Origin of the sequence: Cupriavidus sp. U2 (genome assembly GCF_009663685.2) — a bacterium.
Classification (GTDB): domain Bacteria; phylum Pseudomonadota; class Gammaproteobacteria; order Burkholderiales; family Burkholderiaceae; genus Cupriavidus; species Cupriavidus necator_C.
Genome location: NZ_RCOG02000012.1, coordinates 120,880 through 138,059, shown reverse-complemented (window position 1 = coordinate 138,059; position 17,180 = coordinate 120,880). Strand labels below are relative to the sequence as shown.

The 17,180-nt window shown below is 67.5% G+C and carries 13 protein-coding genes; 7 read left to right on the top strand and 6 right to left on the bottom strand.

The window, feature by feature from the left end; translation table 11 throughout:
• The first annotated feature begins 18 nt into the window (after window positions 1-18).
• From glyS to D9X30_RS10830, 4 genes are read left to right on the top strand one after another with little or no spacing between them, the layout of a single operon-like run.
• Entirely contained in the window at window positions 19-2,142 is a 2,124-nt protein-coding gene (gene glyS / locus D9X30_RS10845) for a glycine--tRNA ligase subunit beta (RefSeq protein WP_153946586.1), read from the top strand.
• A 37-nt stretch (window positions 2,143-2,179) separates the two neighbouring features.
• Window positions 2,180-2,782, top strand: a complete 603-nt coding sequence (gene gmhB / locus D9X30_RS10840) for a D-glycero-beta-D-manno-heptose 1,7-bisphosphate 7-phosphatase (protein WP_153946585.1) — start codon at window positions 2,180-2,182, stop codon at window positions 2,780-2,782.
• 34 nt (window positions 2,783-2,816) lie between these two features.
• Entirely contained in the window at window positions 2,817-3,578 is a 762-nt protein-coding gene (locus D9X30_RS10835; RefSeq protein ID WP_153946584.1) for a lysophospholipid acyltransferase family protein, read from the top strand.
• A complete protein-coding gene (locus D9X30_RS10830) occupies window positions 3,575-4,483 on the top strand; it encodes a M48 family metallopeptidase (protein ID WP_153946583.1) in 909 nt (302 codons plus the stop codon). Before D9X30_RS10835 ends, D9X30_RS10830 begins: the two co-directional genes overlap by 4 nt.
• Before the next feature lie 35 nt (window positions 4,484-4,518).
• Here D9X30_RS10830 and D9X30_RS10825 read toward each other — a convergent pair whose 3' ends face one another.
• Window positions 4,519-7,278 carry an autotransporter family protein gene (locus D9X30_RS10825; RefSeq protein ID WP_153946582.1) on the bottom strand — a complete coding sequence of 920 codons (2,760 nt, stop codon included), beginning with the start codon at window positions 7,276-7,278 and terminating at the stop codon, window positions 4,519-4,521.
• Between the two features lie 260 nt (window positions 7,279-7,538).
• Here D9X30_RS10825 and gloA point away from each other — a divergent pair, with 260 nt between their 5' ends.
• Both gloA and D9X30_RS10815 read left to right on the top strand, forming a co-directional pair.
• Complete coding sequence (gloA, locus tag D9X30_RS10820) at window positions 7,539-7,946, top strand: lactoylglutathione lyase (RefSeq protein WP_066739460.1); 408 nt, start codon at window positions 7,539-7,541, stop codon at window positions 7,944-7,946.
• Between the two features lie 11 nt (window positions 7,947-7,957).
• Complete coding sequence (locus D9X30_RS10815; protein WP_153946581.1) at window positions 7,958-8,863, top strand: DMT family transporter; 906 nt, start codon at window positions 7,958-7,960, stop codon at window positions 8,861-8,863.
• Window positions 8,864-8,926: 63 nt separating this feature from the next.
• Here D9X30_RS10815 and trpS read toward each other — a convergent pair whose 3' ends face one another.
• The 5 genes from trpS to D9X30_RS10790 all read right to left on the bottom strand — a co-directional run bounded on the left by trpS (window position 8,927) and on the right by D9X30_RS10790 (window position 15,918).
• Window positions 8,927-9,955, bottom strand: coding sequence for a tryptophan--tRNA ligase (trpS, locus tag D9X30_RS10810; protein WP_153946580.1), 1,029 nt, complete (start codon window positions 9,953-9,955; stop codon window positions 8,927-8,929).
• 81 nt (window positions 9,956-10,036) lie between these two features.
• Window positions 10,037-10,879, bottom strand: a complete 843-nt coding sequence (gene rsmA, locus D9X30_RS10805; RefSeq protein ID WP_153946579.1) for a 16S rRNA (adenine(1518)-N(6)/adenine(1519)-N(6))-dimethyltransferase RsmA — start codon at window positions 10,877-10,879, stop codon at window positions 10,037-10,039.
• Between the two features lie 3 nt (window positions 10,880-10,882).
• Entirely contained in the window at window positions 10,883-11,947 is a 1,065-nt protein-coding gene (gene pdxA, locus D9X30_RS10800) for a 4-hydroxythreonine-4-phosphate dehydrogenase PdxA (protein WP_153946578.1), read from the bottom strand.
• Window positions 11,948-11,964: 17 nt separating this feature from the next.
• A complete protein-coding gene (locus D9X30_RS10795; protein WP_153946577.1) occupies window positions 11,965-13,434 on the bottom strand; it encodes a peptidylprolyl isomerase in 1,470 nt (489 codons plus the stop codon).
• A gap of 9 nt (window positions 13,435-13,443) precedes the next feature.
• Entirely contained in the window at window positions 13,444-15,918 is a 2,475-nt protein-coding gene (locus D9X30_RS10790) for an LPS-assembly protein LptD (protein ID WP_153946576.1), read from the bottom strand.
• A gap of 179 nt (window positions 15,919-16,097) precedes the next feature.
• Between D9X30_RS10790 and D9X30_RS10785 the strand changes: the two genes are divergently transcribed.
• Window positions 16,098-17,156, top strand: coding sequence for an aminoglycoside phosphotransferase family protein (locus tag D9X30_RS10785; protein ID WP_153946575.1), 1,059 nt, complete (start codon window positions 16,098-16,100; stop codon window positions 17,154-17,156).
• Window positions 17,157-17,180: the final 24 nt, after the last annotated feature.

Sequence of the window (17,180 nt, the reverse complement as noted above, 5' to 3'; positions counted from 1 at the left end):
TACCTGTTGGATAGATTCATGTCGCAACCCATGACCGATTCGCTGCTGATCGAACTGTTCACCGAAGAACTGCCGCCGAAGGCACTGGCCCGCCTGGGCGACGCCTTCGCACAGGGGCTGTTCGATGGCCTCGGCGCGCGCGATCTGCTCGAAGCCGGCGCCGCCGTGACGCCGTTTGCCACGCCGCGCCGCCTGGCCGCCCTGGTGACCGGCGTACGCCGCACCGCGCCGGACCGCGAACAGCGCGAAAAGGTGCTGCCGCTGACCGTGGCGCTGGACGCCAACGGCGCCCCGACCGCCCCGCTGGCCAAGAAGCTGGCCGCCCTGGCCAAGTCGGTGGGCGTGGCCGAGATCGACTGGCAGACGCTGGAGCGCGCCTCGGACGGCAAGGCCGATGCGTTCTTCTACCGTTACACCGCCAGGGGCGCCGCGCTGGCCGACGGCCTGCAGGCCGCGCTGGACGACACACTGGGCAAGCTGCCGATTCCGAAGCTGATGAGCTACCAGCGCCCGGACGGCACCACGGTGCATTTCGTGCGCCCCGCGCACAGCCTGATCGCGCTGCACGGCGCCGAAATCGTGCCGGTGTCGGCGCTCGGCCTGCCGGCCAGCAACATCACGCAGGGTCACCGCTTCCTGTCGCAGGGCGCCATCGAGATCCCGCACGCCGGCGAATACGCGAGCCTGCTGGAATCGCGCGGCCGCGTGATCGCCAGCTATGCCGACCGCCGCGAACGCATCCGCACCGCCCTGCTCAAGGAAGCCGGCGCCGACCAGGTGATCATGCCCGAGTCGCTGCTGGACGAAGTCAATTCGCTGGTCGAATGGCCGGTGGTCTACCCGTGCCACTTCGAGGAAGCCTTCCTCGCCGTGCCGCAGGAGTGCCTGATCCTGACGATGCAGACCAACCAGAAGTACTTTGCGCTGACCGATGCCGCCGGCCACCTGCGCAACCGCTTCCTGATCGTCTCGAACCTGGCCACCGACACGCCGCAGTCGATCATCTCGGGCAACGAGCGCGTGGTGCGCCCGCGCCTGGCCGATGCCAAGTTCTTCTTCGACCAGGACCGCAAGAAGACGCTGGCGTCGCGCGTGCCGCAGCTCGGCAACGTGGTCTATCACAACAAGATCGGCAGCCAGCTGGACCGCGTGCAGCGCCTGCAGCAGATCGCCGGCCATATCGCCGACGCGATGAACGCCGCCGGCGCCCAGGTGGACAAGGCCGCCGCGATGCGCGGCGCCGAACTGGCCAAGGCCGACCTGCTGACCGACATGGTGGGCGAATTCCCCGAGCTGCAGGGCACCATGGGCACGTACTACGCGCGCCATGACGACGAGGCCGAGGACGTGGCGCTGGCGTGCTCCGAGCACTACCGCCCGCGTTTTGCCGGCGACGCGCTGCCCGAAGGCAACGTCAGCACCGCCGTGGCGCTGGCCGACAAGCTCGAAACGCTGGTGGGCATCTGGGGCATCGGCCTGCAGCCCACGGGCGAGAAGGACCCGTTCGCGCTGCGCCGCCACGCGCTGGGCATCCTGCGCATGCTGATCGAAAAGCCGCTGGCGGTGTCGATCGACACGCTGCTGGGCCTGACCGAGCAGGCGTTCGCGGGCATCGCCACCGTGAAGCCGGCGCGCGACGCGATCTCCGACTTCCTGTACGACCGCGTGCGCGGGTACCTGAAGGACAAGGGCTACACCACGAACGAGGTGGAAGCCGTGGTGAGCCTGCGTCCGCAGAGCCTGCACGACATCCTGGCCCGCATGGAAGCCGTGCGCACGTTTGCCGCGCTGCCCGAGGCCGAGGCCCTGGCCGCCGCCAACAAACGCATCACGAACATCCTGAAGAAGACAGACGAGGCCATCGGCACCGTTGACCGCGGCCTGTTCCAGGAGGCCGCCGAAAGCGCGCTGTTCGACGCCATCGAACGGGTGCGTCCGGGCGTGGAAGCCGCCTTCGCGGGTGGCGATTTCACCGCCGCGCTGCGCGACCTGGCCCAGCTGCGCGACGCCGTGGACCGCTTCTTCAACGACGTGATGGTGATGGCCGAGGACGCGAAGCTGCGCGCCAACCGCCTGGCGCTGCTGGCCACGCTGCACGGCCTGGCCAATCGCGTGGCAGACATTTCGAAGCTTGCCGCCTAAGCTGTCCAAGCCGTCTTCCAGCCGCCCCGGAGCCGCCATGCCACAGTCCCAGCCGAAGTTCGTGATCCTCGACCGCGATGGCGTGGTCAACCTGGACAGCGACCACTTCATCAAGACCCCCGACGAGTGGGTGCCGATTGCCGGCAGCCTCGAGGCCATCGCCATGCTGAACCAGGCCGGCTATCGCATCGTTATCGCCAGCAACCAGTCGGGCATTGGCCGGGGGCTGTTCGAGATGAGTGCGCTCAACGCGATGCACGAGAAGATGTACAAGGCGCTGGCCGCGCTGGGCGGGCGCGTGGAAGCCGTGTTCTTCTGCCCGCATACGGCCGCCGACAACTGCGACTGCCGCAAGCCGAAGTCGGGCCTGTACGAGCAGATCGGCGAGCGGTTTGGCATCGAACTGCGCAACGTGCCCACGGTGGGCGATTCGCTGCGCGACCTCGAAGCCGGCGTGGCCGTGGGCTGCGTGCCGCACCTGGTGCGCACCGGCAAGGGCCTGCGCACGCTGGACAAGGGCGGCCTGCCGGCCGGCACGCGCGTGCATGACGACCTGGCCGCGTTCGCGCGCTGGCTGATTGCCGAAGGGGCCCACAAGGCGCCCGCCCCGACCGCCCACGCGGCGCAGCCCGCTCCCTGAGGCCTGCCCGCCTCCTGATTCTTCGCCCCCATCGATGACCTTTATCCGCTCCCTGCTGTTCGCGCTGTACCTGGTGGTGCTGACACCGCCCTACGCGTGCATGTGTTTCATCGTCTTCCCGTTCATGAACGCGGAAAACCGTTTCCGCTTCGTGCGCGGCTGGCCGCGCCTGGTGATCTGGGCCGCGCGCCTGATCTGCGGCATCCAGTACCGCATCGAAGGCATGGAGAAGATGCTGGCGATGCTGGACAAGCCCGTGGTGCTGCTGTCCAAGCACCAGTCGGCCTGGGAAACCGTGGCCTATGTGGCACTGATGCCCAAGCCTCTGTGCTTCGTGTTCAAGCGTGAACTGCTGTTCGTGCCGTTCTTCGGCTGGGCGCTGGGCATGCTCAAGATGGTCCACATCAACCGCAAGGACGGCACCCGGGCGTTTGCCTCGGCCGCCCGGCAGGGCCGCGAGCGACTCAACGAGGGCGCCTGGATCATCATGTTCCCCGAGGGCACGCGCACCCCTGCCGGCAAGGAAAACCCGCGCTACAAGAGCGGGGGCGCCCGCCTGGCCGTGGAAACGGGTGCCTGGGTGTTTCCGATGGCGGTCAACTCGGGCCGCCTCTGGCCGCGCAATTCGTTCCTGAAGTACCCGGGCACGATCACGATCTCGATTGGCGACGCGATTCCGTCGGCCAACAAGACCGCCGACGTGCTGAACCAGGAGGTGGAAGCCTGGATCGAGGCCGAGATGCGCCGCATCGATCCGGAAAGCTACCGCCGCGCAGGGAGCCAGGCCACCGCATGAAGCTGTTGCGCCCCACCGCCGACCCGAACGCGCAGCTGGAGCTGCCGCTGGCCGACGCCACGCCGCCCGTTCCGCCCGCGCAGCAGCACCTGCTTGCGCCGGCGCCCGACGCGCAGCCGGGTACCGGCCCGGCGGGCGAGCGGACTGGCGAGCGGGGTGGCGATATGTGGCCGCCGATACTGCCCAATGGCCGCATGCTGCAGGTCGGCGAGCGCACGCTGCACTATTCGCTCAAGCGATCGTCGCGCAGGACCATCGGGTTCACGGTGGATGACCGCGGGCTGTCGATCACGGCCCCGCGCTGGGTCACGCTGGTCGACATCGAGTCGGCCATCCTTGAAAAACAACGCTGGATCTTTGCCAAGCTTGGCGAATGGCGCCATCGGGAGTCGCGCCGCGTGCTGCCCACCGTGCAGTGGCGCGACGGCGCCGAACTGCCGTTCCTGGGACAGCCGGTCACGCTGCGGCTGGAATCGCCGGCCGGCGTGCTGTGTTTCGATGCCGATACGCGCGTGCTGCATCTGGCGCTGCCGGCACACGCCGAAGAGCAGCAGATCAAGGACCGCGTGCAGGGCTGGCTGCAGAACCAGGCCCGCCGGCTGCTGGCTGAACGGCTGGACCTCTACGCCGCCAAGCTTGGGGTTCGCCATACCGGCTTTGCGCTGACGTCGGCGGCCACGCGCTGGGGCAGCTGCACCGCCGACGGCAAGATCCGGCTCAACTGGCGCCTGATGCATTTCCCGCTGTCGATGATCGACTACGTGGCCGCGCACGAGCTCGCGCACCTGAAGGAAATGAATCACAGCCCGCGCTTCTGGGAAACCGTCGAATCGATCTTTCCCGAGTTCCGCGACGCACGCGCCCGCCTGCGCGCGCATCCGCCCGAACTGCTGCCCACGTTCTGACCGGCCGACGGGCTGGCTGGCTGAACCTGCGCGGCTCACCAGGCATAGCGCGCGCCCAGCCGCAGCGCGTACTGCCGGTAGCCCTGGTTGCCCCACTGCCCGCCGATATTCCCCCAGCTGCTCCAGCCGCGTGACAACCTCGCGTCGATGCCGAGCTTGAGCTCATAGCGGTCGCGCGGAAACAATTGCCCCAGCACCGTCTCGCTGAATCCGACCGACGTACTGGTCTGGTCGTGCCACCAGTTCAGCGTGGCATAGGGCTGCAGCCGTCCGCCATCGTCCCGGTCCAGCGTGCGGAACATCCGCATGCCGAGCCGTGTCACCAGCCCATTGGTATCGCCACCGCTGACTTGCGTGCCGCCGGGCTCGGTCACGCTGACGCCACGGTGCCGCAGCCATACCACCTGCGCCTGCGGCTCGACCCGCCATGACGACGCCGCCAGCGGCAGCGCCCATCCCCCTTCAAGCGACACGTTCCACGCCTGGCTGTGATAGCCGACCTTGGGCAACTGGTCGCCGCGCACGTTGCTGTCGAACCAGGCGTACTGGAACCAGGTGTCGACATAGGGGCCCAGGTCCGACGCGGCCTGGCCGAACCACGTCGCGTACACGCCGGCGCCATAGCCGTTCACTTCGCCTTGCGCCCGGGCGGTGTTGCCTGCGGCCAGGCCGTCGGTGCGCACGTTGCCGTAGCCGAACATCGCGCCCACGTGCAGCCGGTCGGCCGCGCCGAACAGCGAGCCGCGCGCAAAGTCGCCGCCCCCCTGCAGGATCACCGTATTGGCCCGCGCGCTGTAGTCGTTGCCACGGCTGCCGCTTTCGGCGGTCTTGCCCACCACGCGCAGCCATCCAGCCGGTGCCGACGAAAACGGCAACTCGCCCAACCGGTCATGCAGGCTGTGCAGGAACAGGCTGGCCGCCGCGTGCTCGTTGGCGATGTAGGCGGGCACTTCGGGCCGGTACATCGGCTTGGGCGGGGTCGGAGGGGCCGGCGGGTCCGGAGGCGCGGGAGGCGTGGGCGGGTCGGGCGGTGTCGGCAGTTGCTGCGACCTCAGATACCAGTTGCCATCGGCGGGGCTCTGCGTGCTGCCGCGATACAGCCGGTATTCGTAAGGCCCGGCCACGGCGCGGCCCGCCAGCACGAACGTGCCGGCCGGGGCGCTGCCGCCGTTGATGGCCTCGATCACGCGGATCCCCTCGCTCGTCAGCGCCCCCTTGCCGCCGGCATTGACGATGCGCAAGGCCGTCGCGCCGGTTACCGTGCCGGCGTCGATCACGAGCTTGTCCGCCGGCGATCCGTCGCCCGCCAGCGCCGCCGTCAGCCCCATAGTGCCGCCCTGGCTGTGGTACTGGCTGACCGTGAGCGAATGAAACACGCCGTCCGCAGGCGGCACGAAGGCCACCGAGCTGCCGATGTTCTCCAGCCGCGTCAGGTTGGAGTCGCCCGTCACCAGCCAGGCCGAGTTGTCGCGCAGGGCCAGCCGAACCGCGTGCTGCCCGCCCCCTTCGGCCGGCAATACCAGCGAGGCACCCCGCAACGCCGAGCCGCTGGCCGTGACATCGACGACGATCGGGGCGGTCCGGGAATCGACGATCAGCATGTAGTGGCCTGCCACGCTGCTGCCAGTGATCGCCACCGCTGCCGGACCGCCCAGGAACGACAGCGCGCTGCCCTGGCTTGCCAGGAGCGTGCTGCGCGTGATCTCGGCGGTCTGCAGCATCGAATCGTCGGTGCTGTACATCGACAGCGCACTGCCACCGGTGCCGGTGCTGACGGCGCTGCCGTTGCGCAACGCGATATGGGCCTGGTCGATGACCTGCATCGCCGACGTGGACACGCCTGACACCGTCACGGCCGTGCCATCGGCCGCGATCTGGCTGCCCGTCCCGCGCGCGGACAGTCCGTGCGCGGCGCGCATCAGCGTGGTAACGCTGCCGCCGGTCATCGTCGCGGTGCCGCCGTTGATGGCCTCGACACCGACAGACCCAAGCCCGGTCGTGACGATTGTCGTGTCTTCGGCCTGTACGGACGTGGCGCCCTGCGCCAGCACGCCGAAGGCAACGAGCCCACTGGTGGCGATATCCACGCCGCGCAGCGTGATCGTGCCCGATCCGTTCGCCGATCCGGCACCCGGCGATTCCTTGCCGCTGGTCCGGATGGGAATGCGCGCGCCCTGTCCATCGACCGTGACACTCGAATTCGATGAAGTCAGCGCCACGCCGGGTGCGATATCGCCGGTCGTGGTGATCGAACTGGCGCCGAGCAGCGAAACGGAGCCCGTGGCCACGGTAATGCCCGCTGCCTCCGCGCCCTGCGTCAGAATCCTCGAATCATGCATCTGCAGGACGCCGCCATAATCGGCAAACAGCGCATGTCCGCGCTCGCCCGACGTGGAGATATCGACCTGTCCGGTGACTGTCGCGCTGCCGAATGCATGGACCCCGTTCGAATGCGCACCCAGCATCGTCAGGGTGCTGCCGGGCGCGTTGAAATGGATGGCGCCGCCCGATTCGGCGTAAGCGCCTGTGGATTCGTTGCCGCCCGAGTGCAGGGTGACCGGTCCCGTGACGGTGATCGATCCGTGGTTGGCCGCATGAAAGACCGAAGCGTAGCCGCTGGCGCCCGTGTCGAACGTGCCGCCGGCAACCGTCCCGTCGCAGTTGTTGGCAACGTAGGACCTCGCGGTCGGTGAGGGTGGCACGCAGTCCGCGGCGTGGGTGCGCGGCGCCGCCAGCGCCATGGCCAGCACGCATGCCAGTGTGCCGCAGGTACTGCCTGGGAAGCATCGCGTCATACAGTTTCCCCTCTGTCAGAGAAAGCCTGTCGCGCGACCTTCGGCGCTGCCGCGCCGTGATGGACCGGCGTAGGCATTCGTGCAGCTGTCGAAAGCAATCGGCAATGTAGCAACTTCCGGGCCTCCGCGCCCGCGCTGCCGATGTGAAATTTTCTTTGCCGCGTGTTCAGCAGTGCCACGGCGCGCCATCCGGCACGATGGCGCGCGCAGGACTAAAATGACGGACTCTGTTGTCTCAACAACCCAAAGAAGGTCCCCCTATGCGACTCCTCCACACCATGCTGCGCGTTGGCGACTACCAACGCTCGATCGACTTCTACACGCGCGTGCTGGGCATGCAACTGCTGCGCGAAAGCGACAACCCCGAGTACAAGTACCGCCTGGCCTTCGTCGGCTACGGCCCGGAAAGCGAAACGGCCGTGCTGGAACTGACCTACAACTACGGCGTCGACCAGTATGACCTGGGCACCGCCTACGGCCATATCGCGCTGGAAACCCCCAACGCCGCCGAAGCCTGCGACCGCATCCGCGCCGCCGGCGGCAAGGTCACGCGCGAGGCCGGCCCGGTCAAGGGCGGCACCACGGTGATCGCCTTCGTGGAAGACCCGGATGGCTACAAGATCGAACTGATCGAGCGCAATTCGACCCGCGACGCCGCCCGTCCGTAAGCGACGCGGCGATGTCCACACAACTGATAACAAGGCGCCCGCTGGACAGCATGGCCATCGGACTGATGGTATTGCTGTGCGCCGCATGGGGACTCCAGCAGGTGGTCATCAAGGTCACCGCTCCGTTGATGGGCGCCGTGCTGCAAGCCGGCGTCCGCTCGGCCATCGCCGCGCTGCTGGTGTTCGCGTTTGCCGCGTGGCGTGGCACCCCGCTCTGGGAACGCGATGGCACGCTGCGCGCCGGGCTGGTTGCCGGCCTGCTGTTCGGCGCCGAGTTCTTCTGCATTTTCGTCGGGCTGGGCCACACCACGGCATCGCGAATGGCCGTGTTCCTCTACACGGCGCCGATCTTCACCGCGCTGGGCCTGCACCTGTTCGTGCCGGGCGAACACCTGCGGCGCGGCCAGTGGGCCGGCGTTGCGCTGGCGTTCCTGGGCATGGTGCTGGCATTCGCCGATGGCATTGTCACCGCATCCGCGCAGTCGAGCACGCTGCTCGGCGACGCGCTGGGCGTAGTGGCCGGCGCACTGTGGGCCGCCACGACGATCGTGGTACGGGGCAGCAAGCTGTCTCACGCGCCGGCCAGCAAGACGCTGCTCTATCAGTTGGCGGTGTCGGCGGTGCTGCTGCTGGTGATGGCGGTGGCCGCGGGCCAGGTCCATCGCGTGGAAGTCACGGGTTTCGTGGTGGCCAGCCTGTTCTACCAGTCGGTGCTGATCGCCTTTGCCAGCTACCTGATCTGGTTCTGGCTGCTGCGCCAGTATCTGGCATCGCGACTATCGGTATTCTCGTTCCTGACCCCGCTGTTCGGGGTGGCCTTCGGCGTGCTGCTGATGCACGACCACGTCGGCATGCGATTCGCGCTGGCGGCGGTGATGGTGCTCGGAGGCATCGTACTGGTGAACCGGAAGGCCTGAGCGGCCTTCGGGGTTCGCCCCTCCCGGCTGGCGGGAGGGACGCATGGCGCGTGAAAGGCCCGATTACTTCGGGAACGAGAACATGCCCACCGCGCCGCGCACTTCGTCCAGCGTCTGCTGGGTCAGTTCGCGGCCGGCTTCCGTGCCCTTCCTGAGAATGTCGAACACGTAGCCTGGGTCCTGCGCCAGTTGCTCGCGGCGCTCGCGGATCGGGCGCAGCATTTCCTGGAGGATGCCTTCCACACGGCGCTTGAGCACCATGTCGCCCAGGCCGCCGCGCTGGTAGTGTTCCTTGAGCGCCTGCACTTCCTCCACGTTCGGATCGAACGCGTCCAGGTACGTGAACACGACGTTGCCTTCGACCTGGCCCGGGTCCGACACCTTCAGATGGTTCGGATCGGTGTACATCTTGTGCACCGCTTCGCGAATCTGGTCCGGCGATGCGCCCAGCGGAATCGCGTTGCCCTGCGACTTGCTCATCTTGGCCTTGCCATCGACGCCCGGCAGCCGGCCATGCTTGGGAATCAGCGCGGCAGCCTCGGGCAGGATGTCGCGGCCCACCTGATGATTGATGCGGCGCACGATTTCGTTGGTCTGCTCGATCAGCGGCGCCTGGTCCTCGCCCACCGGCACCAGCACGGCCTTGAAGCCGGTGATGTCGGCGGCCTGCGAAGCCGGATAGCACAGGAAGCCGGCCGGAATGTCGCGGCCAAAGCCACGGGCGTGGATCTCTTCCTTGATCGTCGGGTTGCGCTCCAGGCGCGACACCGTGACGAAGTTCAGGTACATCAGCGTCAGTTCGGCCAGCGCGGGCAGGTGCGATTGCACCGTGATGGTCGTCTTGGCGGGGTCGATCCCCACGGCCAGGTAGTCCAGCGCCACTTCCAGCACGTTGCGGCGAACCTTGTCCGGATCGTGCGCGTTGTCAGTCATCGCCTGCGTGTCGGCCAGCAGCACGTACTGCTTGTGCGTTTCCTGCAGGGCCACGCGGCTCTTGAGCGAGCCAACGTAGTGGCCCAGGTGCAGCGGGCCGGTGGGACGATCGCCAGTCAGGATGACGGGACGCGGATCGGTCTTGGTCTGTTCGGTCATGAGCGTCGCGATTGCTTCAGGATGTTCGGAGATTCAGCGGGAAATTCGAATTCGGTATCGGCTGCCCTTGGGGCTGCGGTGTCAGGCGGCGCCGCGCGCAGGCGGCACGGCGCTGTTGCCGACGATGCGGGCCAGTTCGACATACTCGGCCACCGGCACTTCCTCGGCGCGGCGGCCCAGGTCGAAGCCGAGCGCGTCGAAGTCCACCTGGTCGCGCAGGAACGACAGCGTGTTGCGCAGCACCTTGCGGCGCTGCGAAAACGCGGCGGTCACCACGTCGCCCAGCACACCGGGATCGCACGCCGGATACGGCGAACGTAGCGTACCGTCTTTGGCGCGCGGCCAGGGAATCATGCGCACCACGGCCGAATCGACCTTGGGCGGCGGGTTGAACGACGCAGGCGGCACGTCGAGCACGTGTTCCATGTGGTAGCGCACCTGCAGCATGATCGACAGCCGGCCAAACGCCTTGCTGCCCGGCTCGGCCACCATGCGCTCGACCACTTCCTTCTGCAGCATGAAATGCTGGTCGCGCACGTGATCGGCGAAATCCATCAGATGGAACAGCAGCGGACTGGAGATGTTGTACGGCAGGTTGCCCACGATGCGCAGCGCGCGGGCCGGCTCCTTGAGCTTGCCGAAGTCGAACGCCAGCGCGTCGCCGGCATGCACGGTCAGGCGGTCGTTGTAGCGGTTGCGCAGGCGCTCCACGAGATCGCGGTCGAGCTCCACCACCTGCATGCTGGGCAGGCGTTCGAGCAGCGGGTTCGTCAGCGCGCCCAGACCGGGCCCGATTTCGACGACGACGTCGTCGGGCTGCGGATCGATCGCGTTGACGATGCCGTAGATGATGCCGTCATCGACCAGGAAGTTCTGGCCGAATCGTTTGCGGGCCACATGGCCCTGATGCACGTTTGGACGCATAAGTCAGTGCCGGCCGTTGGCGGACGCGCCGTTGCCGTGGCGTCCGCTGGCATGGCCGGCCATGGTAATGGCACACCGGATGGCCTCGATCATGCTGCCGTGCTCCGCCCGGCCGGTGCCGGCCAGGTCGAGCGCGGTGCCATGATCCACCGATGTGCGGATAAAGGGCAGGCCCAGTGTGATGTTGACGCCGTGGCCGAAGGTGCCGTACTTGAGTGGCGCCAGACCCTGGTCATGGTACATCGCCAGCACGCAGTCGGCATCGCGCAGGTGCCGCGGCTGGAACAGCGTGTCGGCGGGATACGGCCCGCGTGCGTCGATATCGGCGTCGCAGGCCAGCGCCAGCGCCGGGCCGATGACGTCGATTTCCTCGCGGCCCATATGCCCCGATTCGCCGGCATGCGGGTTGAGCCCCGTCACCAGGATACGGGGGCGGGCAATGCCGAAGTGGCGCCGCAGATCGTGGTCGACGATCTTCAGCGTCTCCTGCAGCATCGGAATGGTCAGCGCGTCGGGCACGGCGCGCAGCGGCAGATGGGTCGTGGCCAGCGCCACGCGCAGCATGGCGTTGTCATGCGCGGGCTGCGGGCCGGCCAGCATCATCACCACGCGCGGCACCGCGGCGCGTTCGGCCAGGTATTCGGTATGGCCGGTGAACGGCACGCCGGCGTCGTTGATCGTGCTTTTCTGCACCGGCGCGGTGATCATGGCCGCAAAGCGACCGGCCTGCAGGCCGTCGATGGCGGCATCGAGCAGCGCCAGCACGTAGCGGCCATTGCGGGCATCGAGCTGGCCGGCCTCGCAGGCCACGCCCAGTGCCACATCCTCGACCACCACGTCGCCATCGGCCAGCCGGCGCTGCCACGCATGCGCCACGCCCAGCGCCTGGGCGCGCCGCGCCAGCAGGCGCGCGTCGCCGATCACATGGAACCGGTACGCGCCATGGCCCATGCCATTGGCCGCGCCGCCAAGCTGCAGCAGGGCCCCGATCGTGATGTCGGGGCCGATGCCGGCGGGTTCGCCGGTGGTGATGGCAAGCGCCAGGGGCGCAGGTGCAGGGTCGGGCATGGCAGGAGCGGCGCGCGTCAGCGTTGTCGGTTGATCCGGTATTCCACGTACGCCGCGCTGCGCAGCTGGCGCACCCAGTCATCATAGGCGGCGCGCAGCTTCTGTTCCCGCACTTCCTGCCGGGCGAAGTCGCGCTGCTTCTCGGCGGAGACCTCGGTCTCGCGACGGTTTTCCACCTGTATCAGATGCACGCCGAACTGCGTGACCACGGGCTCGGATATTTCACCCGGACGCAGGCGGTTCATGGCCTGTTCGAACGCCGGCACCAGTTCGCCCGGCGACACCCAGCCCAGTTCGCCGCCCTGCTGGGCGGAACCGTCCTGCGAGTAGCGGCGTGCCGCATCGGCAAAATCGGCGCCGTGCATGAGACGGTCGCGCAGCGTCGTCATCTGGCGCCTGGCTTCCGCCTCCGGCATGTTCGGGCCGGTACGGATCAGGATGTGGCGCACCTGGGTCTGCGTGATGTGATCGGCAGTGGCCTGCTGCGCCGGAGCCGCCGTGCGCTTGGCCGCCAGCTTGAGCACATGGAAGCCGTTGGCCGATTCCACCACGTCCGGCACCACCTTGCCCGGCTGCAGATCGACCACGGCATTGGCGAACAGCGCCGGCAGGCGGCCGATCTCGCGGAAACCGAGCGCGCCGCCCTGCGACGCTTCCGGCGCGTCCGAATTGGCCTTGGCCAGTTCGGCAAAGTCCGCGCCGCCCTGCGCCTGCTTGAGCAGGCCTTCGGCCTTGGCCTTGAGCTGTGCCTTCTGGGCCTCGGATGCGTCATCGGGCACGCGCACCAGGATCTGCTGCACGTTGTATTCGGCCGGGCCCACGGCGGCGGGCTGACCGCTGCGCGCCGCCAGGAAGTTGTCGATCTCGCCGTCGTAGACCTGCACCTTCGAGTCCACTTCGCGTTCGCGCAGGCGGATCACCTGCACCTGCTTGCGCAGTTCGTCGCGGTACTTCGTCCAGCTCATGCCGCTGGCCTCCACGCGGCTGCGCAGGTCAGTCGCCGACATCTTGTTCTGCTGCGCGACCGATTCGATCGCACGGTCCACTTCCTGGTCGGTGACCTTGATCCCGGCGTCCTGCGCGGCCTGGGTCTGCACGCGCTCCATCACCAGCCGTTCCAGCACTTCGCCAAGCAGGTCCGGCCGCTCGGGAATCGGGCGATTCGCGGCCCGGAGCTGGTTCTCGATCTCGTCGGCCCGGTCAAGCAGCTCGCGACGCGTGATCACGCTGTTGTTGACGATGGCAACCACCTCGTCCACCAGCTGCGATCGCTTCTGCGCCGGCTGCGGAATGCCCATCTGCGGCTGGCTGGGCGCCACCGTGCTCGTCTGGCCACTCTGCTGCGGCACGAAGATGCCCTGGGTGCGCGCGCCCGGGGCGCGCAACTGCGCGGCGGCCGGAGCGGCCAGCGTGACGAGCACCGCGGAGAGCAGCACCTGCTGCCAGGGATTCAGGCGGGACATAACCGAAAAGGCTTGACGTTTCATCTTGGTCCGTCATTCATAGTGATCGTACGGGGACGTGGGCACCGGTCGCGCGGTCACGGGCTCGTAGCCCGGCACGTTCAGGCGCAGCATGTCCAGCGGATTGGAGCCGACTTTCGACAATCCGCGGAATTCCACCTGCAGGAAGACCCGGCCGGTGTATCCGTTCGTGGTGTTGCGGAAACGCTGGTACACGAAGCGGCCGACCCAGCAGTCGGCCGTGTATTCAAAGCCGGCCAGCGCATCCACCAGCTGGTTGGCCGACTGGTCGTACGCCACGCGGCCAATGCCGTAGACGCGCTGGGTGATCGGCCACTGGCCCGAAACCTCGAACTGGTCAATGGCGGTATTGTCCGTGACCGACGTGGGCCGGCGGTAGCGATAGCCCATGTTGAGCAGCTTGCGCGACTCCGGACGCCACTGGAACGCCACGTTCGAGTAGTTGACACGGTTCTGGTCCGGATTCCACTGGATGCCCGCGTCAAGGTAGTAGCCGCGGAACAGCTGGATGGTCGTCGCGGCCAGCAGGTCCGAATACGTCGGCTTGGTATCGTTCAGCGTGCCGCCAATCTGCACGCGCTGGCCGGTGAAGTCGATCCGTTGCGCGATCGTGCCGCGGAACCGCTCGACGCCGGTCTCGGACTCGATCAGGCGGGTGGTCAGGCCTGCGGTCAGCTTGTTGTTGTCGGCTATCCGGTCATTACCGCTGAACGGGTTCTCGGTAAAGATCTGGCCATAGCTGAAGTCCGACTGTACGGTGTCGAACAGCGGAAACTGGCTCTGGTCGCGGAACGGCGTGTAGACGTAGAACAGGCGCGGTTCCAGCGTCTGCGTGTAGTTCACGCCAAACAGCCGGCTAAGGCCCGGCGCATCGCGCTCGAACGTCATGCCCGAATCGACGCTGACGGTCGGAATCGCACGGCTCAGCGTGTTGGACGCGCCGGTCGTGTTCGTGCCCGCGTCCATGTTGTACTGCGCCGCGTTGAAGATCAACTTCGGCGTCACATACCAGCCGGGCCGGATGATCGGGTAGCTGATCGAAGGGTTGAAGTAGGCGCGGCTGCCTTCGGGTTGCTGGAATCCTGTAGATGTCAGCGGAATCTTGAAGCGCGTGTAGTCGGTGTCCAAGGCGATATCGAATCCGCCAAGGTCATAGCGTGTGTACCTGGCACTGATCTGCGGCTCACGCTCGTACGACGGCTCGCTGGGCAGCAGTGTCTGGAATTTCTGCACACGGGCCAGGAACGTCCAGTTCTGCCAGCCGTAAACCACGCCCCCTTCCTGCGTGTACTGACGCAGGGTTGACTGCGATACACTCCGCGTCAGGTCATCCGGATACTGGTCATCCGAGACCTTGCTGACGTTCGCGTACGCCGTCATGCCCGGGATGATCGCCTGGTTGTGTTGGACCGAGTACGCCCAGCGGTCGCGGCCGGCCTTCTTGTCGTCGGGCAGGATTTCCGCGCGGATGCGGCCGCTGTAGCCTGCGCCGATATACCGGAAATCACCGCCCAGCTGCACTCCGCGCGACGACAGGATACGCGGATACACGGTCAGGTCGCGGTTCGGCGCCAGGTTGAAGTAGTACGGGACCGTGAGGTCCGCGCCCGACTTCGAGCTGTAGCCGAACAGCGGCGGCAGCACACCGCTGCGGCGATCGTTGTTCAGCGGGAACGAGAACGCCGGCGCCGCCGCCACGGGCACGCCGAAGAAGTTCAGCACGCCGCCGTACGCCACGCCCACTTCGCGATCGCTATCGAGATCGAGCTTGCGCGCGCTGAAATACCAGTCGGCATTGTCGGGCGAGCAGGTCGTATAGGTGGCCTTCTTGAGCGTGCTGCGGTCCGGATCAAGGAAGTCGATCCGCTCGGCGCTGCCCGATCCCCCGGTCTGGTCGAAATAGTAGTCCGGCGACAGCATGTAGCCTTCGTTGGCCTGCACGCGCAGCTTTGCCTCCGGGCCCACAGCCAGCGTGCCGCTCTTGGACAAGCGCACGTTGCCCGTCGCGTGGGCCTCGTCGGTGTCCTGGTCGTAGGTCAGCTTGTCGCCCTTGACCACGCCGCCATCGCGGCGCAGTTCGGCGTTGCCTTCGAGATCGACGCCCTTCTCGTTGTACCCGGTCATCCGGTCGCCCGAGACATAAGCCGGCGCATTCGGATTCGAGGGCGTAGACGAGGGCGTCACCCCCAGCGCGCTGCTGCCCGCATTGGCGGGCTGGCGCGGCGGTTCGGTCAGGCGCGGCACCAGCTCGCCCGCCTCGGGCGGCGGCGGCTCGGGCTCGGCAGCCTGGGTGACCACCGGCTCGATCATCTCGATATTGGGAATGGTGGACGCAGCGCCGTACTGCGCATGCGCGTTGACCGAAAGGCCGGCCATGGCCAGCACGAGCGGTCGCAGGGCGCTGGCGGGCACGCGGGCGCGCCGGGGCATGCCCTGGAGCGCAGGCGGTCGGGTGGCCGGATGATGCGGTTGTCGTTGTTCGGTCATGCAAACGGTTGTCGGTCGGCTCGGCGGCGGGCGCTGCGCGGGGCGCCGCAATGCGGCTCCCGCGCCCCTCAGCCCAATGCCGGAGCGGGCTGCGGGGCGACAAAGGCCCCTCCCGAGGGCCACCCGGCGCCCGGGTCTGGTCGGGTATTATACGGGGCATCGTATTCTCCCTTTCCGGCATGGCTGCACTTATTGACGACCCGGGTCACGACCCGCGTATCGAACAACTGAAATCGTGGGTGGCCGGACTCGGCACAACCTGGTCGATCGACCCCGCTTCGTGCGTGCCGGCATCGGCCGATGCCAGCTTCCGCCGCTACTTCCGGGTGCGGACCGGCCATGCCGGGCATCCGACCGCCATCGTGATGGACGCGCCCCCGAGCCATGAGGACTGCCGGCCGTTCATCCACGTGGCAAGGCTGTTCGGCGATGCCGGCGTGACGGTGCCCACCGTGCTGGAACAGGACCTGGCGCAGGGTTTCCTGCTGCTGGCCGACCTGGGCAGCCAGACCTACCTGTCGCGGCTGGACGCCGCTTCGGCCCGTCCGCTGTATGGTGACGCCGCCGCCGCGCTGGTGCGGATCCAGCTGGCCACGCGGCCCGGCGAACTGCCGGCGTACGACCGCCCGCTGCTGCAGCGCGAGCTGGACCTGTTCCCGCAGTGGTATGTGGGCCGGCACCTTGGCGCCACGCTCGACGACCGCCAGCAGGCCGACCTGCGCGAGGTCTTCGACACGATCCTGGCCAACAACCTGGCCCAGCCACAGGTCTACGTCCACCGCGACTACCACTCGCGCAACCTGATGGTGCTGCCCGAAGGCGCCACGGTGGGCGCCAATCCGGGCATCCTGGACTTCCAGGACGCCGTGATCGGCCCGATCACCTACGACGCGGTGTCGCTCTGGCGCGACGCCTATATCGAATGGGAAGAAGAGCAACAGCTCGACTGGCTGATCCGCTACTGGGAACAGGCGCGCAAGGCGGGCCTGCCGGTGGCTGCCGATTTTGGCGATTTCTACCGCGATTTCGAATGGATGGGCCTGCAGCGCCACCTGAAGGTGCTGGGCATCTTCGCGCGGCTGTACCACCGCGACGGCAAGGACGGCTATCTGGCCGACATGCCGCTGGTGCTCAAGTACACGCGCAGCGTGGCGGGCCGCTATTCGGAAATGCGCAAGCTCGTGCGTCTGCTTGACGCCCTCGAAGGCACCGAGCGGCCCACCGGCCTGACGTTCTGACCGTGTCCGCGCCTGTTGAAACGC

Bases quoted from the DNA above. Each gene is read 5' to 3' on its own strand.
- gmhB (WP_153946585.1), top strand. From the start codon at position 2,180: ATGCCACAGTCCCAGCCGAAGTTCGTGATCCTCGACCGCGATGGCGTG.
- trpS (WP_153946580.1), bottom strand. From the start codon at position 9,955: ATGACCGAACAGACCAAGACCGATCCGCGTCCCGTCATCCTGACTGGC.
- D9X30_RS10830 (WP_153946583.1), top strand. From the start codon at position 3,575: ATGAAGCTGTTGCGCCCCACCGCCGACCCGAACGCGCAGCTGGAGCTG.
- D9X30_RS10785 (WP_153946575.1), top strand. From the start codon at position 16,098: ATGGCTGCACTTATTGACGACCCGGGTCACGACCCGCGTATCGAACAA.
- D9X30_RS10835 (WP_153946584.1), top strand. From the start codon at position 2,817: ATGACCTTTATCCGCTCCCTGCTGTTCGCGCTGTACCTGGTGGTGCTG.
- glyS (WP_153946586.1), top strand. From the start codon at position 19: ATGTCGCAACCCATGACCGATTCGCTGCTGATCGAACTGTTCACCGAA.
- D9X30_RS10815 (WP_153946581.1), top strand. From the start codon at position 7,958: ATGTCCACACAACTGATAACAAGGCGCCCGCTGGACAGCATGGCCATC.
- D9X30_RS10825 (WP_153946582.1), bottom strand. From the start codon at position 7,278: ATGACGCGATGCTTCCCAGGCAGTACCTGCGGCACACTGGCATGCGTG.
- D9X30_RS10790 (WP_153946576.1), bottom strand. From the start codon at position 15,918: ATGACCGAACAACGACAACCGCATCATCCGGCCACCCGACCGCCTGCG.
- rsmA (WP_153946579.1), bottom strand. From the start codon at position 10,879: ATGCGTCCAAACGTGCATCAGGGCCATGTGGCCCGCAAACGATTCGGC.
- pdxA (WP_153946578.1), bottom strand. From the start codon at position 11,947: ATGCCCGACCCTGCACCTGCGCCCCTGGCGCTTGCCATCACCACCGGC.
- gloA (WP_066739460.1), top strand. From the start codon at position 7,539: ATGCGACTCCTCCACACCATGCTGCGCGTTGGCGACTACCAACGCTCG.
- D9X30_RS10795 (WP_153946577.1), bottom strand. From the start codon at position 13,434: ATGAAACGTCAAGCCTTTTCGGTTATGTCCCGCCTGAATCCCTGGCAG.